The sequence below is a fragment of the Flexilinea flocculi genome, assembly GCF_001192795.1.
In the GTDB taxonomy this organism is placed as follows: Bacteria; Chloroflexota; Anaerolineae; order Anaerolineales; family Anaerolineaceae; genus Flexilinea; species Flexilinea flocculi.
Genome location: NZ_DF968181.1, coordinates 1867263 through 1893349, shown reverse-complemented (window position 1 = coordinate 1893349; position 26087 = coordinate 1867263). Strand labels below are relative to the sequence as shown.

At 40.4% G+C, this 26087-nt stretch carries 26 protein-coding genes; 7 read left to right on the top strand and 19 right to left on the bottom strand.

Annotation, left to right across the window (positions count from 1 at the left end; all coding sequences use genetic code 11):
• Positions 1 to 574 precede the first annotated feature (574 nt).
• Positions 575 to 1663, top strand: coding sequence for a formylglycine-generating enzyme family protein (locus ATC1_RS12830; RefSeq protein ID WP_172667790.1), 1089 nt, complete (start codon positions 575 to 577; stop codon positions 1661 to 1663).
• Positions 1664 to 1816: 153 nt separating this feature from the next.
• On the opposite strand, the gene ATC1_RS12825 is transcribed toward ATC1_RS12830, so the two are convergent.
• From ATC1_RS12825 to ATC1_RS12775, 11 genes are all read right to left on the bottom strand, one after another.
• Entirely contained in the window at positions 1817 to 2341 is a 525-nt protein-coding gene (locus ATC1_RS12825; RefSeq protein ID WP_062282962.1) for a hydrogenase 3 maturation endopeptidase HyCI, read from the bottom strand.
• Positions 2342 to 3023: 682 nt separating this feature from the next.
• Entirely contained in the window at positions 3024 to 3434 is a 411-nt protein-coding gene (locus ATC1_RS12820) for a 4Fe-4S dicluster domain-containing protein (protein WP_062282960.1), read from the bottom strand.
• On the bottom strand, positions 3431 to 4351 hold the full coding sequence (locus tag ATC1_RS12815) for a complex I subunit 1 family protein (RefSeq protein WP_062282957.1): 921 nt from the start codon (positions 4349 to 4351) through the stop codon (positions 3431 to 3433). The genes ATC1_RS12820 and ATC1_RS12815 overlap by 4 nt, the downstream gene beginning before the upstream one ends.
• 2 nt (positions 4352 to 4353) lie before the next feature.
• The gene (locus tag ATC1_RS12810; RefSeq protein WP_062282954.1) at positions 4354 to 5610 is read right to left on the bottom strand and encodes a hydrogenase large subunit; all 1257 of its coding nucleotides are present in this window, start codon (positions 5608 to 5610) and stop codon (positions 4354 to 4356) included.
• A 1-nt stretch (position 5611) separates the two neighbouring features.
• Entirely contained in the window at positions 5612 to 6106 is a 495-nt protein-coding gene (locus tag ATC1_RS12805; RefSeq protein WP_062282951.1) for an NADH-quinone oxidoreductase subunit C, read from the bottom strand.
• The gene (locus ATC1_RS12800) at positions 6103 to 6759 is read right to left on the bottom strand and encodes an NADH-quinone oxidoreductase subunit B family protein (RefSeq protein ID WP_082174794.1); all 657 of its coding nucleotides are present in this window, start codon (positions 6757 to 6759) and stop codon (positions 6103 to 6105) included. The genes ATC1_RS12805 and ATC1_RS12800 overlap by 4 nt, the downstream gene beginning before the upstream one ends.
• Positions 6760 to 6865: 106 nt before the next feature.
• Positions 6866 to 7180, bottom strand: a complete 315-nt coding sequence (locus ATC1_RS12795; protein ID WP_062282947.1) for a hypothetical protein — start codon at positions 7178 to 7180, stop codon at positions 6866 to 6868.
• 9 nt (positions 7181 to 7189) lie between these two features.
• Positions 7190 to 8698, bottom strand: a complete 1509-nt coding sequence (locus ATC1_RS12790) for a complex I subunit 5 family protein (RefSeq protein ID WP_082174793.1) — start codon at positions 8696 to 8698, stop codon at positions 7190 to 7192.
• Positions 8699 to 8702: 4 nt separating this feature from the next.
• Positions 8703 to 10457 carry an NADH-quinone oxidoreductase subunit 5 family protein gene (locus ATC1_RS12785; RefSeq protein ID WP_062282940.1) on the bottom strand — a complete coding sequence of 585 codons (1755 nt, stop codon included), beginning with the start codon at positions 10455 to 10457 and terminating at the stop codon, positions 8703 to 8705.
• A gap of 5 nt (positions 10458 to 10462) precedes the next feature.
• A complete protein-coding gene (locus tag ATC1_RS12780) occupies positions 10463 to 10762 on the bottom strand; it encodes an NADH-quinone oxidoreductase subunit K (protein ID WP_062282938.1) in 300 nt (99 codons plus the stop codon).
• On the bottom strand, positions 10759 to 11256 hold the full coding sequence (locus ATC1_RS12775; RefSeq protein WP_062282934.1) for an NADH-quinone oxidoreductase subunit J: 498 nt from the start codon (positions 11254 to 11256) through the stop codon (positions 10759 to 10761). Before ATC1_RS12775 ends, ATC1_RS12780 begins: the two co-directional genes overlap by 4 nt.
• A 185-nt stretch (positions 11257 to 11441) precedes the next feature.
• Here ATC1_RS12775 and ATC1_RS12770 point away from each other — a divergent pair, with 185 nt between their 5' ends.
• On the top strand, positions 11442 to 12023 hold the full coding sequence (locus ATC1_RS12770; protein WP_172667789.1) for a phosphatase PAP2 family protein: 582 nt from the start codon (positions 11442 to 11444) through the stop codon (positions 12021 to 12023).
• A 226-nt stretch (positions 12024 to 12249) separates the two neighbouring features.
• On the opposite strand, the gene ATC1_RS12765 is transcribed toward ATC1_RS12770, so the two are convergent.
• Genes ATC1_RS12765 through ATC1_RS12755 form a run of 3 tightly spaced genes read right to left on the bottom strand, consistent with a single transcriptional unit; the run spans position 12250 to position 15808 of the window.
• Positions 12250 to 13266 carry a homoserine dehydrogenase gene (locus tag ATC1_RS12765; protein ID WP_062282929.1) on the bottom strand — a complete coding sequence of 339 codons (1017 nt, stop codon included), beginning with the start codon at positions 13264 to 13266 and terminating at the stop codon, positions 12250 to 12252.
• Positions 13267 to 13284: 18 nt separating this feature from the next.
• A complete protein-coding gene (gene asd / locus ATC1_RS12760; RefSeq protein WP_062282926.1) occupies positions 13285 to 14343 on the bottom strand; it encodes an aspartate-semialdehyde dehydrogenase in 1059 nt (352 codons plus the stop codon).
• 34 nt (positions 14344 to 14377) lie between these two features.
• Positions 14378 to 15808, bottom strand: coding sequence for an aspartate kinase (locus tag ATC1_RS12755; RefSeq protein ID WP_062282923.1), 1431 nt, complete (start codon positions 15806 to 15808; stop codon positions 14378 to 14380).
• Positions 15809 to 16218: 410 nt separating this feature from the next.
• Between ATC1_RS12755 and ATC1_RS12750 the strand changes: the two genes are divergently transcribed.
• Complete coding sequence (locus ATC1_RS12750; RefSeq protein WP_062282920.1) at positions 16219 to 16656, top strand: dCTP deaminase/dUTPase family protein; 438 nt, start codon at positions 16219 to 16221, stop codon at positions 16654 to 16656.
• Here the strand turns inward: ATC1_RS12750 and ndk are convergent.
• From ndk to ATC1_RS12720, 5 genes are all read right to left on the bottom strand, one after another.
• On the bottom strand, positions 16651 to 17109 hold the full coding sequence (gene ndk, locus ATC1_RS12745; RefSeq protein ID WP_062282917.1) for a nucleoside-diphosphate kinase: 459 nt from the start codon (positions 17107 to 17109) through the stop codon (positions 16651 to 16653). The two genes, ATC1_RS12750 and ndk, sit on opposite strands and share 6 nt — an antisense overlap.
• 14 nt (positions 17110 to 17123) lie before the next feature.
• The gene (locus ATC1_RS12740) at positions 17124 to 18542 is read right to left on the bottom strand and encodes a tetratricopeptide repeat protein (protein WP_062282914.1); all 1419 of its coding nucleotides are present in this window, start codon (positions 18540 to 18542) and stop codon (positions 17124 to 17126) included.
• 519 nt (positions 18543 to 19061) lie between these two features.
• Positions 19062 to 20267: a sigma-70 family RNA polymerase sigma factor gene (locus ATC1_RS12730; RefSeq protein ID WP_062282908.1), complete on the bottom strand. Its 1206-nt coding sequence runs from the start codon at positions 20265 to 20267 to the stop codon at positions 19062 to 19064.
• 363 nt (positions 20268 to 20630) lie between these two features.
• A complete protein-coding gene (locus tag ATC1_RS12725; protein ID WP_062282906.1) occupies positions 20631 to 21479 on the bottom strand; it encodes a DegV family protein in 849 nt (282 codons plus the stop codon).
• Positions 21480 to 21491: 12 nt separating this feature from the next.
• Positions 21492 to 22493, bottom strand: coding sequence for a P1 family peptidase (locus tag ATC1_RS12720; RefSeq protein WP_062282903.1), 1002 nt, complete (start codon positions 22491 to 22493; stop codon positions 21492 to 21494).
• A gap of 364 nt (positions 22494 to 22857) precedes the next feature.
• Between ATC1_RS12720 and ATC1_RS12715 the strand changes: the two genes are divergently transcribed.
• The 4 genes from ATC1_RS12715 to ATC1_RS12700 all read left to right on the top strand — a co-directional run bounded on the left by ATC1_RS12715 (position 22858) and on the right by ATC1_RS12700 (position 26004).
• Positions 22858 to 23490 (top strand): SH3 domain-containing protein, encoded by a 633-nt coding sequence (locus tag ATC1_RS12715; RefSeq protein ID WP_062282900.1) that lies wholly within the window; start codon positions 22858 to 22860, stop codon positions 23488 to 23490.
• Positions 23491 to 23663: 173 nt separating this feature from the next.
• Positions 23664 to 24524, top strand: coding sequence for a PSP1 domain-containing protein (locus tag ATC1_RS12710; protein ID WP_062282897.1), 861 nt, complete (start codon positions 23664 to 23666; stop codon positions 24522 to 24524).
• Positions 24525 to 25370 carry a deoxyribonuclease IV gene (locus ATC1_RS12705; protein ID WP_062282894.1) on the top strand — a complete coding sequence of 282 codons (846 nt, stop codon included), beginning with the start codon at positions 24525 to 24527 and terminating at the stop codon, positions 25368 to 25370.
• 19 nt (positions 25371 to 25389) lie between these two features.
• Entirely contained in the window at positions 25390 to 26004 is a 615-nt protein-coding gene (locus ATC1_RS12700) for a VanZ family protein (RefSeq protein ID WP_062282890.1), read from the top strand.
• The last annotated feature ends 83 nt before the right edge of the window (positions 26005 to 26087 follow it).

Here is a 26087-nt window from a genome sequence, read left to right as displayed (position 1 = left end):
TTATTCACAATTTCAGAGAAATTTCTTCTTAATGATCATCAAAATATCTCAAATTTAAAAAAATACATGCGAAAAAATAAAAGGATGTCCGAATCGGTTCAGTCTTTCACAGAATGAAGACATACTTAATAGTGTAAAAAAAAACCTACTTCTAACGGGCGCGAAACCCGCCCTCAGGCGGGTTTCAGAATCGTAATTACGCGTAAAATTGTCATAAACAGGAGTAGAATATTGGATACAGTTATTAGAAATTAGAAAGACGTTTCTAATAACAAATTGAAATTTAGGAAGGCTTAAAAACAGCAGAAATTGCTTTGTATCATATCAGCGATTCAAAAAGTTGGTTTTCTGTTTGATTTGCTGGTATTAAATAAATTTTCCACTATCATTTTTTGAAATGTGATATTGGAAAACTCTGCAAGAATCGTAAATCAAAAACAAATAATTAAAAAGCAGGCGGATTTTTCCCGTATATATATTCATGTATCGGTATAGAAATCATAGAGCTTGGCTGTATTGTTCGGTGCTTTTTTTCGAATGAACGGATATGGATTTTTTTATGAAAGAAAAATGCATGAATCAAAGAAAGAAATTGTTGAAAACTGTTTGTAATCTCTTTTTATCGATCTCGTTTATTTTGACGAGCGCTTTTATCAATATTACTGATAAATATGTTGTTGATATTCCGGAGGGGATGGTTTATGTGGAAGAGGGAATGTCTACAGTTGGCGCGAAAGATGATGATTTGGACGCAAAATCAGACGCGAAACCGATTCATGAAGTCTACTTGAAATCTTATTATATTGATATCCTTGAAGTTACCAATGAAGCGTATTCAGCCTGTGTTAAAGATGGCAAATGCAGTGAACCACATGAAACGAGCAGTGCAACTCGAGAAAACTATTATGGAAATGCATTGTTTAATCGATATCCCGTTGTCAATGTCACGTGGGAAGATGCAAAAAATTATTGCGAATATGTTGGAAAACGGCTGCCTACTGAAGCGGAGTGGGAAAAAGCAGGGATGGGAACATCCGGATATCGACGCTATTCATGGGGTAACGGGGCACCTCAAACCTATACATTAAATCTTACGAAAATTCCCGGAGATACTGAGATGGGTAATACCTATTGGAAAGGTCAGAGTCCATATGGCATGGTAGATGTAGTCGGGAATGTATCCGAATGGGTTTCTGATTGGTATTCTGAGACCTATTATCAGGAATCAGTTGTTGAAAATCCCTCTGGTCCGGCAGGTGGAACGAAAAAAGTAATTCGCGGCGATTCCTGGAATAGTGATGTCGAAACAATTCATGTCACAAACCGTTTTGCTTTGGAACCTGATCAGTTCAATAATGAAACCGGTTTTCGATGTGCCATGGATGTGAAGGAGCGCGTGTATTACAACACTCCGGAACCGGATCCAACTACTGAGGCTGAAACCAGATATGCGATTGTTAATTCCGGTCATGACGGTGGTGTTTTCCTCCTTCAGGAACCCGGCGTCAATAAGACGATTATTTGTGTAGCTCCGCAAGGCTCTATGCTGGAAATCATTGAGGGACCGGTAGAGATCAATTTCACAAAGTGGTATCATGTACGAACATCCTCTGGCTGGGAAGGTTGGACGATCGAATCCAGTTTGACATTAATGAGTCATTAACTTGTATTTTAAAGAAGCCTTAAAAAAAGGAAAAACTCCAAATGGTGTTGTTTTTACCAGAATAGTAAAAACAGCACCATTACATTATTTATCATTCTCGAATTTTGAATTGCAGGCGATGCGGCGATCATTCAGAACGTGGAAAACCGTCGATTAGAATTCAGCTAAAAGATCAGCCAGGTATTCCGTGATTGTTTCGATCGCTGATATTACTCTGGGGTCGATCGGATGACAGAATTCTATATTATTCACCTGAATTAATAATAAATTCAACTCGCAACCAAGTTCTTTAACCAAAAAACCCGCAAAGACAGACGGCGGCAATGAATGTGTAGAAAAACTCAAATCATCTGTATCCTGAAAATCAGTAAAAACGATCGATCCTGGATTTTTTCCAAACGATCCTGCATCAATTATTAAGACAAAGTCAGGCATGAATTGACGCAATACACCTGTAAAGTTTTCTGGTACCGTACCGCAATCGAAAAGGCAGCGATTGGGGCTGCATGATGATAATGAATGTAGGTGGTCAATTAATTGGCGTATGACCAAAACTCCGGCTGCATCATCCCCGTTCAACTCACTTCCGATACCAAGGATAGCAATTTTTGAGGCTCTTCCTGTTTTGTTTTTAATCTGTTGTAATTTTTCTCGTAATTGTTGATTCCAATGTTCCATTTTTTCTCCAGATGTATATATTAACGTAAAGATTGTAAACTCATGCCGTTGTATTTCAAAGACATCTATATTTGGAACAGTGATTCGAAATTTGCATCGGATTAATTTCCATCAATTATGACATTCGGAATCATCGGTTTCGCTGTTTGTTTCTTCCGAATAAGAGGCATAAAAAACCTGCAGCGCTTGATGGCACAATATGTACCCGATAGCCATGCTGTTCCTCCGCCTTTCGTATAATCCGGTTAACATCCTGTGGCAATTTTATTTAGGGGACTCTTTAAAATAGCTAATGTTATTTTTCCCTTTGAATAGTAAAGTATTTTTCTCTAAAACTTATGATTGCTTTCTCGGATTGACGCCATTCTGGAAATGACCGATTGTCATGTGATCCAAAAAGTAGTAAATCCTGTCATTGCGAGCGTAGCAAAACGATCTTCTGTCACTTTATTAATCATAATCAACGATACACCGATTGTTCACTACCTGTTGGTGAACACCAACTTTCCCTGATCACATTTGAAGAAACTACAAACATGTTCTTTCTCTATTTTTCGATAAAGCTTCTTCACTCCCCTGCATTGCAGTGTGATTTTCCCATTAATACATAATAAAAACCGAGGAGTCTGATCCCCGGTTTTTTGATTTCCATTGATAAAAATTTGAACAACTATTCAGCTTATTATGCTGTTGGTTCTTCATTTTTTTGTTTTAACAATGAATCGATGTGTTCCTTTTTGCCAAAATACAGCTGAAATCCTTCTTTCGAATCCGAAGCTGATTCCCACATAAGATTTGTCATATGAAGCGCATCAAACTTGCAATTGAACACACATTGTTTGCAATAAACACATTCTCCAATGTTGTAGGTCATTACAAATTGTTTTGTCTTCCGGTCGATCACTTTGATCTGAATCGTCTCTGCCGGACAATCCCTGGTACACATCATACAGCCGGTACATTTCGCAGCGTTATAATCAAGTCTTCCGTGATACCTTTCAGGCGGAGGGCTGGGTTTTAAAGGATAGGAAATCGTTGCAGTTTTTTTAAACATTGACGATAAAACATCTTGAATCATTCCAATTAGTTTCATCTAACCCTCACTAAAATGATAATTAGAAGTTGCGCAAGCGAAAGTATGGCTCCTGCTTGCCACCACAACCCGACGGTTTGATCAATTCGGAGGCGTGTAAGCGTTGACTGCATCAGAGCAATGACACAGAGCAATACGACCATTTTTATGGAAAAAAGCAGCGGATTCACAATGCCGCCCAGGTAAAAAACTGTGATCAGGGCAAGACCAATGACAAGTTCCACATTTTTTGCGATTTTAAATAGTCCAAATCCTCTGCCTGAATATTCCGATAAAGCGCCGCTGACAATTTCTTGTTCTGCTTCGGGAGCGTCAAACGGAGGAAGCTCCAATTTACCAATCAAGCCTATGATTGCAACAATGAAACCGATCGGTTGTGTGACAATCATCCATGTATGATTGGACGCATAGTCGGCAATACTGCTGATCGTCCATGACTGGGCAACCAATGCTGGCATCAGTAACGCTAACATGAAAGGACCTTCATACGCAAATAACTGGGTCAATGTTCGTGTTGCACCGACAACAGCAAAACGGTTAATTGAGTTGGTTCCAGCCATTCCCAAACATACAGTCATTGCTGAAAGAAGATACATGGCAATAATCAGGTCTCCCCTGATATGCCATGCCGCTTTAAATCCGAAGAATGGAACATATAGCGATGCTGTCATCACACATGCGAAAGCAAAAATCGGCAGCGCCATGAAAAGCGTTCGGTGAACGCCAATTGGCACAATTTCTTCTTTTGCGAGAAGTTTAAAAATATCCGCAAACGGCTGCAAAAAACGCGGTCCCTGACGATTTTGGAACCGAGCGATCAGTTTTCGGTCAAGCCATTCAAAGAAGAATGAGATCAGGATCAGAAAAAGCCCGGCTGGGAAAATAAACAAAGCGAATAAAGGGTGAAGCGCTGTCATGGCTATTTTTCCTCTCTGAGTTGTTCGATGCCGCAATCAGAAACATTGAATCCCTCTTGCATTGCATGATAATTGATGCCATATTTTCTGAGCTGTTCCCATGTCCAGAGCTGAGCATTTTTTTCTTTGCCGACAATATTAACCATGCGGTCATTACAGGAAAAGCATGGATCAATTCCTGCCAGGATCATTGGCATGTCAGCTAATTTATGCCCTTTTGCGACTGCGGATACAATTGTCCCCCAATTACAAAGACTTGCTGTTCGAACTTTGACACGGTCTGGATTTTCTGTGCCATTGGATCGGACAAAATAGAATAATTCACCGCGCGGCGCTTCAACAGAGGACATTGATTCGCCCGCTGGAATTTTTCTTGGAAACTTAACAGATAGCTCTCCTTCAGGTATTTTTTCCAGGACATCCCGGATATACCGAATGGATTCGAAACACTCTTTTAAGCGTACAACAAAACGAGCGTTGAGGTCTCCATGATCGTCTAAAATCATGTTGATCGGATAGATATCAAAGCCGGAATACGGTCGATCAACACGGATATCTCGTGTAATTCCCGCTGATCGGGCAGTCGGTCCGGTGGCTCCGAGCCTGGTCATTTCTTCTTTGCCGAGTGTACCAATATTTACTGTCCTTGCGCGAAACGTTACATCGTCGTTTACTACATCAAGGTAATGTTTTAACCGTTTCTCAAGAAAATCCAGCTTTATGCGTAATTGTTCAGCAAATTCAGGGGTTATGTCTTCTTTTACTCCTCCTGGAATATTGACTGAATAGTTTACGCGATTTCCAAAGAAATTTTCCAGTATGTCCATGACAATTTCTCGGTCTCGCCAGGAATACATGAACATCGCATCAAAGCCGCCTTCATGGGCAGCGACACCAAGCCAAAGTAAATGGCTGTGGAGCCGTTCGATTTCCCCTGCAATGGCGCGAATGACTTTTGCTCTTGGAGGAATTTCTATTCCTGCCAGCGCTTCCGCATTCTGAATAAACGCTGTCCCATGTGCATGGGAACAGATCCCGCAGACACGTTCTACAAGATAAAGAACCTGTGTCCATGTTCTGCTTTCAGCCGCTTTTTCAACCCCACGATGCACATATCCGAGTCGAATCGAGGCATCTACCACAATTTCGCCTTCTACAGTAAATTCGAAATGTCCCGGTTCTTTCAATGCCGGATGCTGGGGACCGATCGGGACAATATATTTTTGGGATTTGTTGGAATCAATCAAATTGTCGGTCATATTATTTGCTCTCTTTCTGCCATTTACCAGCGTCTGTTAATCCGGTAAAAGATTTTAGCATGGGATAAACGCCATCCGGCCAATCTTCAGGCAGCAGAAGTTTAGATTTATCGGGTGTACCGACGATTTCAATACCAAATAACTCTCGGCATTCCCGTTCATAAACGGTTGCGGATCCGATAATGTCACAGATAGTGTCAACAATCCGATGATCATGAGGCAGAAAAGTACGTATACTGCAGATGGTTGGACCTTCTCCAAAGTGATAGACGAGTCCGATTTGTGGTTTGCCGTCATCACTGGTTGTGTCATATGCCGATATGGTAATGAGATAGCCAAAATGGTGATCATACAGGGCTTTAACAGCTCTTTTTATATCTTGCGGAGCGACATAAACGTCAATCCGGTTCGTTTGATTCTCCGGATAAACCACTTTCTCTGAAATATCGGAGAGATAGGATTCCGCTTCTTTGAGATAGTTCATTATATCTGTCATTGATTCTCTCCCTTGGAAGTGTTTTGGTTTTCTTCAGATACTGAGGATGGTTCCAAACTTGTTTTTTGAGATGGCTCATTTGCAGAGGTCGTTTCAGCTGGTTCAACCGGAATTTCAGGCATCGCAAAGATCGTTGGTCCGCTACTCTCTTTTTTCGAATTTCCAGCTTTGATTTTTGCTAAAAGTGTCGCAACGCCATTAATCATTGCTTCCGGTCGAGGCGGACATCCGGGGACAAAGACATCTACCGGTATCACATCTGCCACACCCCCTTCGACACAATAGCAATCATGGAAAACGCCGCCGCTAATTCCGCAAGATCCCAGCGCAATTACGAATTTAGGCTCGGGCATTTGATTATAAATACGGATGAGGCGATCTTTCGATTGAAATGTTACAGCCCCTGTTACGATCAAGACATCTGCGTGGCGTGGACTGCCCTGCAATTTAATTCCAAGTCTTTCAACGTCATAGCGCGGTGTGACCAACGTTAGTAGTTCAATATCACAACCGTTACAAGATCCGCTGTTGTAATGAATCGCCCATGGGCTGTTGATTCTGGACCAACTGCGGATTTTATCAACAACAGAATCGATGATGCTCTTATCTGACGATTCAGGGTTGATGGTGATTTCTTCAATATTTTCTTCCATAATTTTTCCTCTATAATTCATCGATGCTGCCATTAATCAATAATATATGAAAATGGCGGATTCTGAATTCAAATAATAGATGATTCATTTACATTTCACCGATCCATTACCCCAACATCAACGCGAGCAAGCCAAGCATTAATGCGATCAGATAAACGACAGAAGTCATGCTGAGATTGCTCAAACCTACAACGAGCACACCCAGATGAAGAATTGCAAAGAAGAGAGAAATCAGAAGAAATGGTTTATAACCCGGGACTCCTCTTGATTCAGGTCCGGCTTCGCCACTGCCGTAAAGTGAGCGTTTCTGGTCCAAAGCTGTATCTTCTACCGGCGCTGTGTATTGTCCAAATAACATCAACAGGATTCCCAGCACAATAAAGATCAAGAAAATAACCGGAGTACTCATTAGAATATCCATATTGAGCTCCTATCGAAACATATTCAGCAGTGCTGAAGAGGCACTGCCGGTATAATTTGAAATCAGCATCGGGAAAAGCCCGAGCAACACTACAAAAATTCCTAGCAGAATCAGCGATGCCAGCATTGTGGCTGAACATTTTGAAATTCCTGCCAAAACGGTTTGGGATGGTTGATGGCGGTACATGCGATTAACCAACGGAGCATAGTAGCCGAGAGAAAGCACACTGTTGATTCCTGCAAAAACTATCAAAAACATTGCCCAGGGATTTTTGGATAAAGCTCCACCTGCAAATATCTGCCACTTTGAGATAAAGCCGGCAAGCGGCGGAAGACCACCAAGCGCTAAAACTGCAATACTTAGCAGTAATGCGTACCATGGATATTTCTGTGAAATACCATCCAGATCTTTAACCATCAATGGCGAATGATCTCCTTTTGCCTGTTTCAGATTGAAAACAATCGCTCCGGCGGCGAGAAATGCCAATCCTTTCATCATTGCATGGTTGAATATATGGAAAAAGACGCCATCTGCAGATGCTGTGCTCTCCTGAAAGGTGAGAAAGAATCCGATTCCCAGCGCAATGTAACCCATATGGCTGATTGAAGAAAACGCAAACATCCTTTTAACTTCCGATTGGCGAAGAGCTCCCAGATTTCCAATCAGCATATTTAACGCGCCAATCAATAAAAAGATGATGCCGAAAGAAGCGGCTGCCGGATTCAGAGCGGAGAGAGAGCGGAGAAGTGCAATAAGCCCTGTCTCGATTACAATACCGGAAAGCATAGCGCTGACACCGGAAGGTGCCTGTGAATGGGCATCTGGAAGCCAGAAATGCATTGGAACAAATGCACATTTTATCCCGTAACCCGTAATAAAGCAGGCTCCTGCAGCAATCATGATTCGTTTTGAAGAAGCAATTAATGCAGGAATATCCTGCATGGATATTTTCCCGGTTGTACCAAAAATCATGGCAATCCCAAGAATGATGAAGATCGATCCTGCGGCACTTTGTGTCAAGTATTTGATACCTGCTTCAAGAGATGTTGCACGGTTTCGGTAAAATGCGACCAGTGAATATGTTGAGACAGCCATCAGCTCAAACCAGATGTAAATATTAAACAAGTCAGTGGAGGTTGAAAGACCAATAATACTGGTGATGAGGATCATCAACAATCCGTAAAACTTTTCTTCGCTATGTTCTGCTGCCATATAATCGACAGAAAACAGAATGACTGCCAGTCCGAGAATCAGAACAGTCAACGAGACGAGCATACTGATACCGTCAAAAGCGAGCGTTATATCGCCGATTGTAGTTGCTACTGATTTCCCGTTCAGTATATTGATTGAAGAAAGAATAAAAGGGACAAATGTCGCCGCAATACCTGCAACGCACAGCCATACTGTTTTATTCGGTTTCTCAGTGTCATTCGGCGCAAGGAATCTTCCGACAACATAGACGACTACAGATGAAATCATTGGAGTGAATAATAGCCATAGAATTAAATTGTTTTTCATGATATCACCCCCCGATTCCAAGAACAATAAGGATAAGCACTAAACCGGTCAGGACGCCAAATATATTCCAATTGAGAATTCCGGATTGGAGCTCACGGCTGAATTCGCTGAGATTTTGGATTTTATCAATAATTTTCTCATTGATAATTTCAAACCCAAAACTATTGACAGCACAAGTTTCGAGAACTTTCGGTAATACTGCTTTTGATGGACCAGGTTTATGAAAAATCCATAAAACAATTCCTAAAATGACCATGAAAATTGCCAGATAGGTCAGCGGATCCTTTATGATTGTTGAAAGAAATTTGCCTAAAGATTCTGCTTCAATTTCATGATGTGGAAGTGATTTGCTGAAAGCATTGCTAAAACCACCAAAAGTGAGCCAGGATACTACCGTGCCTGCTGCAAGAACATATAAGGAATATTTCATAAATCTGCCTGGTTCATGAACATGCAGTTCAGATTTTTCTTTTCCAAAAAAGACCATCCAAACACAGCGAATTGAATAAATCGCGGTCAGAATTACTGCGAAAAGCATCAAAATGTACACTGATAACGGCGCTCCGGAATGGATTGCCTCTAAAATTAACTCCTTGGACCAGAAGCCATTAAAAATTGGAATTCCTGCCAAACTGCAAGCTCCGATAATAAAACAAATTGCAACCGGTTTCATTTTTTTATAAAGATTTCCCATCAGTCTCATATCTCTTGTACCGACTGAATGAATGACGGCGCCTGCACATAAAAAGAGAAGCGCTTTAAAGATTGCATGAGATAGTAAATGAAATTGACTGGCGGTTACGGAACCGGCTCCGATGGCTGCAAATAAGAAACCAAGCTGACTGACTGTTGAATACGCTAAAACTCTTTTTAAATCATTTGCAAAAATTGCCATCACAGAGGAGAGTAAAATTGTGATGATTCCAACCCAGAGGACAGTGGTATTCCATCCAGCGACACCCTGAAAAGCAGGAGCGAATCTGCAAAGCAGATAGACACCTGCATTGACCATTGTCGCGGCATGAATTAAAGCACTGACTGGTGTTGGCGCTTCCATGGCATCCGGCAGCCATGTGAAGAATGGAAATTGCGAACTCTTTGCTGCAGCGGCTGCAATCAATCCAAATCCGGCAACAGCCAGCGCAGCGGAAGAAATTTCGCCAGCCTGTGCCGCGGCTATGAAGTGTTGAATATCCAGAGAGCCGGTTTGCGAGAAAATCAGCAAAGATCCAAGAAGTAATCCTATCCCTCCGAATTGTGTGATGAAGAGCGCTTTTAATCCGCCGCGCACAGCTTTCGGATCATCATTGTAGAAGGAAATAAGCTGGTAAGAGCAAAGCGCTGTAATTTCCCAGAAGAAGAAGATCAGCATGGCATTGGAAGTGAGTACCAGTCCGGACATTGCTCCGATAAAGAGTAGAATCATACTGTAATATCGTTGGAGGTCTTTTTCCCCATTCATGTAATCCTTAGAAAAGACTACCGCAAGACATCCGATACAATTTGCAATACATGTAAGTATGATTCCCAATGCATCTGCTGAGAAAGCGAGATCACCCATTCCAATTCCAAGCGAATAGGCAGAGATTTGGTCCTGCCCTATTCTAGTCAGCAAAACCAGGCTGAGAACGGCTGAAAAAGCAGTAAAGCTCATCGCCAGTATATGCGTGAGCTTTTCTTGTTCATCCTTCATTAACCAAATAATGACCGCTCCAAACCATGGAAATAAAATGATTAGTGCAATAAGAATAGCTGTCATGGTCTTTACTTTCTAAGAGTCGAAATCGAACGAATATTGCTGGTATTGGTAATTTGGCGTACTTGAATTGCCATTGCCAGACCAATGACAGCAACAATTGTGTCTGCAACGATAATTGTTAAAGCCATGCTTTGAGCGACCTCCATATTGTCAACCAGACATCCGGCAAACAATACTGCCAGCATTGCGCCTTTCACCAACACTTGAAGTGCAACGACAAGTTTAAGCAGATTTCTTGTGATCAGGAGACAATAAAATCCTATACCTAACAAACCTAAGATACAGATAACGATAATATAACTCATTTCTCTCGCTCCTTCTTGAAACGATTTGCAACGGAAGGCGCAATTAGCAGCATGATGCCCAGAATGCCCGTTATAATCAGAGCTGCCTGTAAATACAAATCAACTTTTCGGTCTTCCCAGATCGTATTTGCCAGGATGTCGGCAGGCGTGTTTTCAAAAACGGGAGAAATCCCGCTGATCCAGAGGAAGGCAAGTATGATGAAAGGTATGGTCGCCATTAACAATGCAGCTAAAGGCGGAATGAAAAATTTCGATTCGATTTTTTCATCTCCAATAATACTGATAGCGAAAACGAAGAGCACTGTGACCAATCCGGCACCGACGCTTAACTCGATAACAGCAATACCGGGAGAGCCCATGATATACATTAAGATCGCCGTAAGGCAGCTTGTCGCAGCCAACCAAAGAGCGGCATTCAGCAGCCCTTTGACTCTTGTCGCTTTATGCGCAGAGTAAAGAAGTGCCACTGCGATCAGTGCATAAATAAACGTCATGTGAATCCTCCTATAAAAATAAGATTCAATCTCATAAAAAAATAATTGATAAGAATTCTCTGTATTTATTATAGACAAAAAAATAAAAAAACGGATTACATTTGGTGGTATATTTAGGTGATTAATACATGAAGAATAATTTCACAAAGAAACTCACAAGACAACCAGGAAAAAAACGAAAAGCAATGCAAAAGATCTTGGAACTGGATCGGGTACTGACTGGTAAAATACGGATAAAGGATGAAAATAACAAATTATTTCGCATAGCTGCATTTCTCTCGCACACAGGAGATTCATGGTTCTGGTGCAGTGGCTTATTCATCATCTGGTTGTTTGCACATGGAACTTTACAGAAAACAGTTGCATTTTGGGGCATTGCCATCGCTGTTACGGCTGTTTTTATCTTTCTCTTGAAATGCATGATTCATCGGAAAAGACCTGAAGGCAACTGGGGTGATATCTATCGGAAAACGGATCCTCATTCTTTTCCTTCCGGTCATGCTGTTCGAGCTGGATTGATTCTTGTTCTGGCAATGAACACCTTTCACTTTCCGTTCATGATATTTTTTATCCTTTGGGCAATACTGATGATTCTTTCCAGAGTGATCACTGGAGTTCATTTTCTATTGGATGTAACGGCTGGTATCTTTCTCGGGCTTCTCATTGGAATTGGATGGATTGCTGTAATGCCATATCTGTTTGAAATGTTCTATTTCCTTTTTGATCGGTCTTTATGGCCGGGAATCCTTGAGAGATTGTTCAATTGATCCATATCTGTAAAATCATATGATTCAACATAACTCCAATAAAATCGTGCGCTATTAAATCGCTCTGAAAGATCAATCTAACAGCGATTCCAAATATGAACAATCTTTTCGGATAGGATGAGAAAATATGTTGTTTAGGTTAAGAACAGCAAGAAGGAAAAAAATTTAAAAAAAAGAATGAGATCGGTTCAATAATCTCATTCTTTTCTGAAAAAAGTCATTTGATCTAATTGAAAATTGAAATCAGATCCTGCAAAATTGCATATCCTGTTTCAATTCTTCCAGCTCCTGGACCGATCAAGAATACAGGCCCTAAAAGTTCGGTCTCATATTCAATTGCATTCATCGCTCCCATCACATTAGCCAAGGCGTTCGAATATGGAATCATGACCGGTTTAACAGAAGCAAGTATCTTATTATCAACTTTTTTGACGGAACCGATCAGTTTCCATCTGGAATTCATCTTTTTTGCAGCGAGGATGTCATCCGGTGTGATATCGGTTATACCTTCTCTCTCAATTTCAGAAGGATTAATCGTCTCTCCGAAAATTAATTGAGACAGAATGGCAACCTTACCCGCTGTGTCAAAACCTTCCACATCTCCGGATGGATCCGCTTCCGCATATCCAAATTCCTGTGCTAATAGCAATGCTTCTGCATACGTTGAACCATTTTCCATCTCTGAGAGGATGAAATTTGTTGTTCCGTTGAATATCCCTTGAATCGCATTGACCCCTGATGAACGCAGAATCTCTGTTCCAAGCCGTAATGTGGGTGTGCCGCTCATTACAGTTCCCTCAATCCCAAACTGAACATTATTTTCTCGTGCAAGCGTATGCAACGTTCGATAATGAAGAGCGACAGGACCTTTGTTACTGGTTACCACATGTTTTCCAGAAAGAATCGCTTCCCGTATATGGAGTACTGCGGGTTCACCTGTTTTAAGATTTGTATAACTTAATTCGACAATAGCGTCTGTCTCAGCGTTATGAATCATATTGACTGCATTCCAGTTGGGATGATCTGCATTTGGGATTTCATTAAGAGATGTATGATTGATCAACGCTTCCAGGTTAATTCCTTCCGGATTGTAAGCTGTGCCTTTTTTTAGGTCAACCACTGCTGTTACCAAAAACTCCAATCCAAATTCTTTCATGTAAAAATCCTTCTTTTCTTGTAGGATCTTTACCAAACCATATGCAACATTTCCAAAACCGATTATTCCAATCCTTACTTTTTTCATCACTCTTCTCCTGCATTTTCAGAAGCCAAATTTTCTTCTTGCCAATAATTCACCATTAAAAATCGATCCTCCTGCGGCTCCCATGATGGTATTATGGGACAGAGAAACCATGCGGAAATCAAAGATTGAATCCTCTCGAATCCTTCCAACACTGGTTGACATTCCTCTGCCCAAATTCCTGTCCAGTCGAGGCTGCGGACGGTTATCCGCTTCGTGATAAACAATTCCTCTATCAGGGCAGGATGGCAATCCGATACATATTTCAGGCATTTGGTAATTTTTCAGTACAGAAATGATATTGTCCTTTGATACTTTCTGATTGGTTGAAAAGGAGAGACAAATCGTATGCGCATCAACAACCGCGACTCTGTTTGTGTGAGCAGAAATTACCATTGGATGCAAGCTGATTTTGCCATCTTGATAACTGCCCATGATTTTTGTCGGTTCGTATTCAACTTTTTCTTCTTCTCCTCCGATGTATGGAATTACATTGTCAATGATATCCATCGAAGCAACACCAGGATACCCGGCTCCGGATATAGCCTGCATTGAAAAAACAATCGCTTTCTGAACGCCATATGCCTTGTCGATTGCATTTAATGGTACAACAAACGCGCAGGTTGTGCAATTCGGATTGGTAATGATTCCTCCGCTCCAGCCATAAGTTTTCTGTTGTATATCTAAAATATCCAAATGATTCGCATTGACTTCAGGAACCAGAATCGGTACCAAAGGATCTTTCCGATACGCTGATGCGTTTGAACAAACATAAATACCTTTTCTTGCGAAATCCGGCTCAACATTTTTTGCTATGTCGGCAGGAAGTGCAGAAAAGGCGAAAACTGATTTCTGAAGAGAATTGGCTTCTGTTGGGAGAAGAGTCAGGTTTTTCACCGATTCCGGCATTGGGTCTGTGATCAGCCAATGGCATGCTTCCTGATAAGTTTTTCCGACAGAACGATCTGAAGCTGTGATTTCTACGACTTCAAACCAAGGATGATTTTCTAATAGACTGATAAAACGCTGGCCTACACTGCCTGTTGCTGCCAAAACTGCTACCGGAATTTTGTTTTTCATGATCAGTTCTCCCTTTGTTGTGATCTTTGATTAATTAATTGATTAATTCATGAATTGTTTTTAGTGCTTCTTTTGTGTCATTGGATGTAATAATGATGTTTAATGAAACATCCGATGCTCCATAGGAAAGCGCTTTAATTTTGAAACCTTTTTCATCAAGCTGATTCAATACTTTTGCGATAATGATCGGGTTTTGTTTCAGTCCGGGGCAAATCACTGTAATAATGTCGACTGTTTCACTGATTTCGATGTCTTCAATATCCATTCTGGATATTTCTCTTTCCAGGATATCTTTCAGTATCCTGGTTACTTTTTCTACATCTTTTATAGGAATGGGCAGGCACAATGATTGCTCGGATGAGCTTTCAATGATCATTGAAACATTTACACCAGCATCTACGATGCCGTTTAAAATTCTCGCTGATACATTCATCCCGTTATCCATACCAGCCCCGGATACTGTGACGAGTTTATATCCGTTGGAGGATGTAACTGCTTTAATTTTCCCGGAATCATTCATGATTTGATTGTCAACCAGTATCGTTCCAATTTCCTTGGGGAAAAAAGTATTGCAGATACGCATTGCAATGTGATTATCTAAACAAGGTTTAACGGATTTCGGATGTAATACTTTTGCTCCATAAAAAGCCATTTCGGAAACTTCCTGAAATGATAAATAGGGAATCGTTTTGGCATTTGGAATAATTCTTGGATCGGCACTCATAACACCGGTAACGTCGGTCCAAATCCAAACATCCGATGCTTTCAGTCCAACACCAATGATGGAAGCAGAATAATCACTGCCGCCTCTGCCTAATGTTGTAATGACCCCTTCTTTCGTTGCTCCCATGAAACCGGTAATGATCGGTATGATTCCATCATTCAATAATGGAACGATGATTTTTTCACAGCGTTTGCGGGTTTCTTCCATGTCAGGTGCTGCATTTTGAAAACAATTATCGGTGATGATGATTTGGGATGATTCGATCGGTTTCGATGGAAATCCCGCTGCTTCCACGCCGGCTGACAAGACACGAACAGCCAGTCTTTCCCCCAAACTCGAAACCGTATCCAGAGCACGCGGACTCAATTCGCCCAAGACTTTAATGGCATTGCAGAGATTCATAAAATCAGAAAGCAGACGGTTAATATCCATTTTTAATTGGAGCCATTTGTTGGGATCATTCACCAGCTTGTCGATTAATTCATGATGCCGGAGCGTCAATTCCCGTGTTGTCTTCTCCGCCGTCAAACTGTTGCCGTTGGCGGCATCGACTGCGCTTTGAATCAGAGCGTTCGTGGCTCCAGAAATCGCAGATGTCACAACAACCAGGTTTTTATGCTCGCTTTTTGTTTCACATATAATCTTGATTGCTGACCGCATTGCAGTGACTGTTCCGACGGATGTTCCACCATATTTCATTACGAGCGTATCATCGGGGAAAATAGTAGAGGGTTTTTCCATAGATATCCTTTCAGGAAAAAAAAAACTGCCTCTCTTTGAGGCAGTTTTGTTATTTTCTAATAATTGGATTTATCCAAAAATAACCGTTCTACCTCGGTATATGAAAGTGACCGGTAGTACCAGTACCGGTTGTCATCATAGCAGTATTGAGGAGGTTGAATCGGATTAATGTTTTCATAATAATTGCATTGTATTGTATGCTACTCACTGAGAACTGTCAAATGATTCGTTACATATATTTAAAATTTGGGGAATATTCTTCAATATTGTGACGTTTTTACGTAAGGCATAAAAAAAACATCACAATATTATATTTTTCCCCCCGAATTTCAAATCGCAAAAACTGCTTTCCTTAGTTTTGAATTACTGATGATATAAATACATGGAAATGAAATTTATGAGGGTGTGATATGACAATCAACGAACTTAGATTTGCAAAATTATCCCGGGATGCAAAAATTCCGACTCGAAAAAATCCTGACGATGCAGGGTTCGATTTATATTCCATCGAAGAAGTAAATATTGCTCCGCATAATTACCATATCATTGGAACTGGAATATCCGTTGATATTCCTAAAAGCTATGTGGGGCTGGTTCTTCCAAAAAGCAGGAATAATTTTTTACTTGGGGGTGGTGTGGTGGATTCTGGTTATCAAGGGGAAGTACTGATTAAGGTGTTCAATATTCTGTCAGAATATTTAAAAATCAGTTCCGGACAGGCGGTCGCCCAATTATTGGTTGTTCCGATCGAAACCCCGACTGCTATCGAGGTTTCGATCCAAGACTTGTATAAAGAAAAATCTCCACGAGGAGAAACTGGCGGCATTGCAGAACAAAAAAAATTATGAGTTTTTTCCAAATACCCAGGGATTCGTAATACTGGTCCATTCAACCATCTCTTCCGGACGGAACCAAAGCGCTATTTCTCTTTCAGCAGTCGGTATTGCATCGGAGGCATGAATCAGATTGCGATCCATTTTTGCTGCAAAATCATGTCGAATTGTTCCGGGGGCAGCTTCAATCGGTTTTGTCGCACCAACCGTCTGCCGTACTCCTTTAATTACATCTTCTCCTTCCCAAACCATTGCAAAGACTGGCCCTGAAGTGATATAGTTGACCAAACCGTTGTAAAAAGCTTTCCCGACATGTTCTGCATAATGTTTTTCTGCTAATTCCCTGCTCACAAGCATGAATTTCGCTGCAACGAGAGTAAAACCGCGATTTTCAAACCGTTTGACGATCTCACCAATTAACCCGCGTTGAACCCCATCCGGTTTAATACATACAAATGTTTTTTCCATTTTTTTATAATCCCTTAAGATATTAGTTGAGATAATTCCTGATTTTCAGGAAAAAGAACGATTAACTTTTGAATATCTTCGCGTACTGATTCCAATCGATTTTGATTTTTGATCAGATCGCGATAAATAGCTATCCCCCTTGCTTGTTCTCCCGTACTGAAACAGTTCCAGGCTTCCCGAATTTTCTCAATGCTTTCATCATTTTTATTCGGATGTATAACGGACGTATCCACCGATTCATCAGCGATTTCCGACGAGAGCGGAATATCCTTTTCCTTCGATTCTGTATGTTCACTTTCCGTCATTACCTGTTCCAGATAATTAAAAGCTTCATCCAAATTTGATTTTTTTGTCGGCTTGTTTGTCTGAGATTTCAAATCGGGTTGAAGAACTGCTTTTGATTTGTTCAGATTGGAATCTTTAATGATCTGGGATCGAAAATAATCCATTTGGAAAAAAGTATCTTCTTCTCTGAAATTCGATGTGAAAATTGACCCTTTTTGAGAAAATGGAAACATTTCATCCTGAGCTGAAGCCGTTTGAGGTTTTGAACTTAATAAATCCATGTTCACAGGTAATAATGAAAGCCAATTCGGAAGAAACCCCGTTTTATTTTCAAGAAATTTATCCCCTGAGAACAAACGTCCGGATAACAGTTTTCTGTTAGGGAATCCTGTCCATTCTTGAAAATTGACGAACAAATCTACCGAACCCGGAATTAAATGCTTGCCAGAAATGGATGCATTTTGATAATTCGGATCCAATTCTGATAATCTTTCTATGCAACGTGAATATTCAATTGGATCTTTCTCATAAGAATAATATGCATGAAACCGCAGCGCGTTTAAATAATATGGATTCTTTTTAAGGATATTTTGAAAAATCAATGCTGCTGTGTCATTGAGGTTGGATTCAGCACAGGCCAACCCCCAAAAAAGCTCATATAAGCTATATGATGGTTTACCATGAAAAGCTTTTTCAAATTCGGATGCTGCTTTTTCGTAATTTCTTTCATCATAGTGCTTTTTCCCTGCGATGAAACTGGTTTCAATTGTATCCGGTAGATAATCTTGGATATCTTTATCCAATAGCTTTTCCCCCTGGTTTTGGGCATCTCCTGCCCTGAGGTAGGCCGCAGTTTTCTTGCATATTTGCTGGTATTCAAACTGGTTTATTTTTCCAAAAATAAATTCCAATGAAATGTAATTGAGTAAAGTATCAGGTTTTGCCGACAATAATCGGGAATAGATTTCTAAAGCTCCATAATAGTTATCAGTTTCGAGATAAACTCTGCCTAATAACTCATAAATTGAAATCATTTTTGGAAATTGGCGTAACAGATACAGACAATGGTGAATTGCCTGGTCATAACAATTTTTAATAATCAGGTCATCAATTTTTGCGAAATATTCTCTTATTTCAATTTTTGACATACGGTTATGACTTCAGGCTTAATACACGAGTTTTCGGGAGTGTTGATTTGAAACGTTATTTTATTTTTCCGTTTTATGTTCTCGGAAACACGTTTCATACTCTTATTTCGATATCCAGATATTATCAGATTGAAAAATTGGACTGTTGATCTATTCCGAGTTCGCATGAGAAAACCAATATTTTCTATTGTCTCGTTTCTTTCAACTGCAGTGTATATCGCTGCTTTATGCAACATTGTTCTATTGTAATCAAAAATTCTGCTAATCCAGTGATTTGATGGTAATTTGAAATATGAAAAGATTTCATTGTTGTTCATAGGGGTTTACGCAAAGCATAAACCCCTATGAACAACAATTTTTCATTTATTCGAAAAAACCATCCAAATTTCAAGCGGCTGTTGATTCGTTTATGGGTAAGACTATTTTTGGATGCGTAATTTCTTCGCTCTGCCAGGAAACCACACATCCATAAAATTTTCTCTGTTTTGAAAAGTCTATTTTCGAATATAAAATTTTATTTTAATCTCCGAGATAGTCTCTTAATATTTTTCGGACAGAAGGATGTCGCAATCTGCTGAGCGCCTGTGCTTCAATTTGGCGCACTCGTTCCCGCGTGACTCCCATTTTTCGTCCAACCTCTTCCAGCGTGTATGCCTGACCATCTAAAAGGCCATAACGAAGTTGTAATATCCTAACCTCTCTTGGTGGAAGTCCATTTAGGACTTCTTCCAAATGTTCTTTGAGAAGGTTATAGGTCGCTGTGTCATCTGGCGGGGGCGCTTCATCATCTTCAATGAAATCTCCTAAAACAGAATCCTCTTCATCATCCGTCGGAGTTTCCAATGATAAAGGTCTGCGGGCAACCTGAATCATGTTGTCAACCTTTTTGGGAGGTACATCCAGAGCATCAGCCAGTTCTTCCACGGATGGATCTCTTCCCAATTTTTGTGTCAACTGGTGTTGCACACGCAATAGTTTATTGATTTGGTCACCCATATGGACCGGAACGCGAATGGTACGTCCCTGATCTGCAATCGCCCGTGTGACTGCTTGTCGGATCCACCAGGTTGCATAGGTACTAAATTTATGACCGCGACGATAATCAAATTTCTTCGTTGCTCGAATTAAACCGATATTTCCTTCCTGGATTAGATCCAGAAAAGGGACGCCGCGTCCCATATATTTCTTTGCAACACTGATGACCAGACGGGAGTTCGCAGTAATTAAGTGCTCTCGAGCCATCCATCCATCTTCAATACTTTTTCGTAATTCAGTTCGGCGGGCAATCGTGACATTTACTCGGGCAAGCTCTTCACGGGACATTCGACCGCGTTCAATCCTTTGTGCCAATTCAACCTCTTCATCTGCGGTTAACAATGGCACACGGCTTACTTCTTTAAGATATAACCCGATCGTATCATCCGTATCGATATTCGCAAGATCATCCAAAGAGATTTCAGCAACTGAATCTTCTTCATCCGTTATTTCCAGATCTTCATCAGGGGGTTCCTCTAAAATTGAATCTTCCAAATAAGGAATCCCTGCGCTTAATAGAGCAGAAAAAGCTTCTTCTAATTGTTCTACATCTTGTTCAGCGTCTGGAAAAATATGCAAAATATCATCGATAGTTACGTAGGTCTTTTGCCTGCCCAGGTCAATTAATCTTGCTATCGCAGAATAACTTTCGTCGTCATCTGCGCTGATATTGATTAATTCATCATTCATATTATCTCAATAACCTTATTTTATTTTTTTACCATAAAACAGAATACACTTTTTTAAACAAAAAATCAATACCCTAAAACTAACGTTACAGACTTCTTGCAAACATAATATTATATTACAAAACGACTATGGAGTCATCAATTGGATACATTTATAGTTTAGAAATTATTCTTCCAATATTTCGACTCGGTGTCGACAAATTATCAATAACGGACTGAATCCTTTGAGTCGCATGTTGATTGACCTTTTTCCAATAACCAGCCATTGAATGAGATTCTGCATGATCAGTCTATTGACAAAAAAAGAGACTGCCCTTGTTGAGCAGTCCCAAATATGAAAAAATAAGAATAATATTAAAAATAGCTAATCAACAAAGAAACTGACAAAAATTACGCTTGGACCTGCGTGGACCATGAAACAAGGGGGCATATTATAGAAAGGCACATTATCAACGCCAATTCTTGACTTGAATTCATCTTGAAAAAATTCCAATTCGTCGGCAGAAATATTTTTCTGCAGTGAGAGTGAGAGGAATCCTTTATCGCCAGTTTTCGGACACTCTTTTTCAACCAGCTCAACAATTCTTGCAAGCGCTTTTTTCTTTGTTCTTTGTTTTTCGTAAGTTTCTACAATCCCATTGCGTAATGTTAGAATCGGTTTAATTTGCAGAATATCGCCGACTAACTTTGAAGCGCCCCCAATTCTTCCGCCTTTGTATAGATACTCCAATGTATCAACTACTGCAAAAATTCGTTCTCGGGACATCATATCTCGAATTCCTGCTTCGATTTCGTCAATGGATTTTCCTTCTTTTGCCCATTTGACTGCCTGGATTAGTTCCATTGCCAGACCGCTCCCTACGCTTTCGGTGTCGATCACGCGAATGTCTAAATCTGGAAAATCGTTTTTTGCTGTCATCGCACTGCGTACAGTACCGCTTAATTTTGATGACGGACAAATGATGATGGCATTATCCCCGGTTCTTTGAAGTTCTTCAAATAATGGTGAATATAATGCAGGTGGCGGGGCTGCAGTTTTCGGAAGGACAGCAGATGCCTCAAGCATTTTTACAAAGGTATCACTGTCGATCTCTGTATCATCACGATAAGATTTTTCTTCAAATACTACGATTTGGGGAATAAAGCCAATACCCAGCTCAGTTGCCTGATCCAGGGTAAGACCTGACGTTGTATCTCCAATGATTTGCGTCATATTTCCTCATTTCTATACATGGATTAAATCGCTGGCGGATGGAATACCGCCTAATGATTCCGCAAAAGTCACTGCATTGACGATCGCCTGTGCAACAACGAGCGGGGCAAATGCAGCTACTGAATTGATATTGGAAGGCTTTTTTTGTGAAGAAACGGCAAACATGGTATCTCCATCGAACATAGTATGGGATGGTTGGATGCTTAATACTAAACCATTCTGCCCTGCCTGAGCAAGTTTGTTCGTTTCATCTTTCGATAATTTTGCATTCGTTAAGACAGCGCCGATGACCGTATTTTGTTTCGCCGAAAAAGAAAGCGATTTTTGTCCGATAAAACTTCCCATGACCGTTAATGTATTGGCGAATCGATCCGTTTCGCCAATTTTAATGATTGATTTTTTGATGGAACGTGCACCGGCAATGATCGAACGGCTATACGGATCGACGATATCACCCAAAGCATTAACCACCATCAAGGCTCCAATCCAGACACCGCCGCCGATTTCGATCGCTGCATGTCCGATACCACCTTTCATCGCTTGACTATTTCCTAGAATTTTTCCAACAGTTGCTCCAGTCCCTGCTCCGTAATTGCCTTGTTTTGGCTCTTGCTCGCTGGCATTTTTACATGCTTCATAGCCCATGACGGCATCAGGTCGAATTTTCGAACTTCCAAAGCCTAAATCAAAAATTACAGCACCTGGTACTATTGGAACGCGGGCAAAACCGGTATCAATCCCTTTTCCTTTTTCTTCCAAAAAACGCATAATACCCGCTGCAGCGTCCAAGCCAAATGCAGAACCGCCTGTCAGAAGTATTGCATTCACATTTTCGACCATGTGCAGCGGTCTTAACAAGTCCGTTTCTCTTGTTCCCGGGGACCCGCCTCTTTGATCAACACCGCCAATGCTCCCGTCATCGCACAAAATGACTGTGCAGCCAGTGAATGCTTCAAGATCTTGCGCGTGCCCGAATTTAAATCCGGGAACTTTTGAGATCGGTTCGAATTTCATGAAGTTATCCTTATTTACGTCAAAAGAATTTTTGTTTTATTAGAGACATGAATGAATACGATCAGCTTTTTCGCAATCTGTCAGTAATTAGAATTCAATCAACATTTTTTATTCGAATTCAGATTATGAATTCAACAAAGAGGAAAAATATCATCTTTTCATAATAAACAATTATAACGAATAAAATCAATAATTCTTCCATTGCAGCAATTCGGAGTATGAATTCACCTTTGGTACAATGAGAGAAATAATTTTTTTATTCGAAAAGCAAATCTCTATGCTGAATTAATAGGTGAGAGATCATGTTATAGTAAAATTAGATAATAAAATTGCACGACAGCCATGCGGAGATGGAGTAAAAGAAATGGTATTGAAAACATATCATGAAAATATAAGACAAATCAGGAAGGAACTGCTTTCGATTATTGGTTTGTTTTCTTTTTTCGTATTTCATGTTTATACCGTGTCTGCGCAAATTCCTACCGTGAGTATTCCGACTGTTACCAGCACGGATCAGGGTGTAGTTGTTACTGTAAAAAACGATCCGGCAAATCCACAAATAAATCTCCGATCCGGCCCGGGAACTGAATATGACAAAGTCGGAACGATGGTGATCAATCAGAAAGCAGTGGCAAAGGGCAGGACTGAAGGCGGCGGTTGGATATTGATTGAATATGCGGGTGGTCCGGGAGGTTATGCATGGGTTTATTCATCTTATGTTGACTATCTGGGCGATCTTCCGATTGTAACGATTCCGAATACTCCGACTCCCAGAATTACGAATACAATTGATCCCACTCTGGCAGCACAGTTTATTATTACGGTTGAACCTACTCGTTTAGCTACGTTTACACAGCCGGTTCCGTTGTCAATTCCAACATTCCGCACGAATCAAAGTTCTGTCATCAATCGAACGATTCCAATGGGACTGGTGATTTCAGCCAGTGCAATTTTAGGGCTGATCATCGGATTATTTACATTAGCTCAACGAAAATAGCTGAAACTTGAAATTCGAGAAAGCCTTTAAGAAAGTGATTAGTTGTTATCGTGTTGTTTTTATTACTTGGTGTAAAAACTATACGATAACATGTACCCTTTCTCTTATTTCGAATTTCTAAAACATTTGAAATATCAATAAAATACTGTTTTTGTGTTTTATGAAGGGAAGTTATGTCAGAAATTTATCCGCTTGTAGTCGGTATTCGTTTTTCAAGAGTCAATAAAATCTATCATTTTGATGCCAGAAATTATAAAGATATCGGATTAAATGATTTTGTAATTGTTGAAACAAGCAAAGGGAAACAGATTGGTGAGGTGGTTCTAATCAAACACGATTTTGAGGTCGAGGGTGAACCGTTGAAACCGATCGAGAGCATTGCAACTCCGCGCGAATTGGTTGCCCGTGAGACCTGGAATCTGAAAAAAGAAGAAATTATTCAATATTGCCGACAACGGGTTTCAGAGCTGAATCTAAAGGATATTCGAATTCTGGATGCGGAATTCAGCTATGACGGATCGAGAATTACTATTGTTTTTTCCAGTTCAATTGAAGAAAAAGTTGATTTGAAAACCTTGAAATTTGATGTACAAAAGGCATTTTCAGTGCCTAATGTAGAAATCCGTCAAGTTGGTCCAAGAGATGTTGCAAAAATATTCGGAGGGATGGGCGCTTGCGGAATGGCTTGCCGATGTTGTTCACGCTATTTGACAGAATTCAATAGTATCTCGATCAAGATGGCAAAAGAACAGGGTATTTCATTAACTCCGACTGAAATTACCGGTATGTGCGGTCGGTTACGATGCTGTCTCGTTTATGAGAATGAGTATTACGTTGAGTGCAGGAAACGATTACCCAAGAAGAATAAACGGGTAGGGACTCCTCAAGGCGAAGGAAAAGTGCTTGAGGTATTTCCCTTGCGGGACTCTGTTCTTGTTGATATACCGGAAGTGGGACGAAGAGAATTTAAAAGAGATCAGATTACCTTTGAGGAGAATAAGGTTAATAAGGATGATGAAAGTGAAGGTTCATAAATGCAAAATCGATTAAACATCGGATGCCATTTATCCGCTGCAGACGGTTATTTTCATATGGGAGAAGAAGCAATAAGGATCGATGCCAATACTTTCCAGTTTTTTACTCGAAATCCGCGAGGCAGCAAAGCGAAGGAAATTAACAAGGATGATATTGCAGCATTGACTCATCTGATGACAATCAATCATTTTGCCCCGATTTTGGCTCATGCCCCTTACACATTAAATCCTTGTTCAGCCGATCCCAAAGTTCGTGATTTTGCATTGATGGTGATGGCGGATGATTTCCGAATTATGGAAAATCTTCCGGGAAATTATTACAATTTCCATCCGGGCAGTCATGTTGGTCAGGGAATCGAAATAGGTATCGATTTGATCACCGACGTTCTAAACCGAACGCTTAAGCCCGAACTTGAGACGACCATATTATTGGAAACGATGTCCGGCAAAGGCAGTGAGGTAGGCAGCAGATTTGAAGAAATTCAAACAATCATTTCGCGTGTTGAACAATCGGATAAACTGGGAGTATGCATGGATTCCTGCCATTTGTATTCAGCCGGATATAACGTTGTGGATGATCTGGATTCAGTTTTGGATGAATTCGATCATATTGTTGGACTTAAGCGGTTGAAAGCATTCCACTTAAATGACAGTATGACCCCTTTTGCCAGTAACAAAGATCGGCACGAAAAAATCGGAAAAGGGACCATTGGTTTAGATGCAATTGTGCGTATTCTTCAACATCCGAAATTGAAAGGAATCCCTTTTTATCTGGAAACTCCAAATGAAGTGGAGGGATATCAGGAAGAAATTCGCATCCTGAGAGCTGCGGTCGGAGAAATCTGACGAAAGACGGGAGTTTGCGGTGAAACCACCAAAAAAACTGAGTATTCTTCTTTGGTGTCTTGTTGTTTTTTGGATGGGGTTCATTTTCTATCAGTCATCGAAATCTGCAAATATTTCATTAAGTAGAAGCGGTCAATTAATTAGTTGGGTAGCAGAAACAATTTATCACCCTTACAATCAGATGGACGAGCCAGAAAAGCAAGAATTCGTCGAGAAATGGCAAATTCCAATTCGAAAACTGGCACATTTTATTGAATATCTGATCTTTGGTTTTTTAGTGAGTCTTGCAGTTGGTTTACTTCCTGGAAAACCCAAAGTCATGTTCGTTTTGGTATTTATATTCTGGGTTTTATATGCTGCAACCGATGAAGTCCATCAGGCTTATGTGCCTGGAAGAAACCCCAGTATCGTGGATGTGTTTATCGATTCTGCCGGAGCTCTGGCAGGAATTCTTGTGGCAAATAAGATCTTTTTGCCGATTAAGAATCGTCGAGCACGGCAGGCGGAAATTGATCGATATAATCGATTCAGAAAAAACCGAAAAAATGCTGCTGTAAATCCTGCCAATCAAGATCACAAAAGCGAATACCCGCCTGGAGAATCTTCAGGACGAGGGAAGAATATTCAAGAGTAACCATAGCCATATCGAAATAAAAAGAGATATTCATCGATTTTGAATATCTCTTTTTGTGAATATTCTACGAAGACTATTTCAGT